Source organism: Roseitalea sp., assembly GCF_984466335.1.
In genome coordinates, this window is the sequence record NZ_CFIFWG010000096.1 from 1 (window position 1) to 808 (window position 808).

At 74.3% G+C, this 808-nt stretch carries 1 pseudogene; it reads right to left on the reverse strand.

What is annotated here, in order from left to right:
• A pseudogene (locus AC5E6L_RS09860) lies at nt 1–808 on the reverse strand (hypothetical protein); the annotation flags it as partial.

An 808-nucleotide genomic window follows, 5' to 3' on the forward strand; every position in this document is an offset into this window, starting at 1 on the left:
GAACGGGCCGCCCGAAACGGTGAGGCCGTCGACCGTCGCCGCGCCCTCCTCCAGGACAAGCGCGAAAGTCGCGCTCGCCTCGACACCGACGCCCTTGGACCAGCCGATCCACGGCAGGGCCAGTTCGGCGGCCGTCAGGTCGGCCGTGACCTCGAAGGCGGGACCGTCGCCTTCGAGGCGCACCGGGGTCGGTCCGCGCAGCACCGCCTCCAGCCCCGGCGCGAGCGCCCGCCGGCTTTCGTCGTCGAGCCGCAAGGTGATGTCGCGGGCGGGCGCCAGTTCGGAGCCGCCGAACGGGACGGTCATGGCGATGTCGGCGGGAAGGCCGTCGATCGTGCCGGACAGATCGAGCACCGCGCCGGCGGGCGTCGCGCTGACGCGCCCGTCGAGCCCGGCGACCCGGCGGCCTTCGACCGGTTCGGCGATCGCGGCATCGGTGAGCGTCATCTCGACGCGCCAGTCCGGCGCCGGCGCGCGCGCCCCGCCATTGAGCGCCAGGGTCGCCGCGATCCGCGCGTCAACCTGCCCGCTCAGGTCGGCCGGATCGTAGGCGCGGTAACGCCGCGCATCGATCGGCCGGTGCGCGATGATCTCGCCAAGGGCCGCCGCCGACCCGGTCAACCGCACATTGACGTCGCCGGTGACGATGCCGTCGGCGTCGCCGGGTCCGATGACCATCACCCCCTCGCGCGCCTCGGCCGTGCGTCCGCTTTGCAGGTAGACCGTGCCCGACCGCAGCGTCATGCGCACGGTCCCGTCGGCAAGCTCGACGCGCCCGATCGCATCGCGCACGGGGGGAAGATCGCCG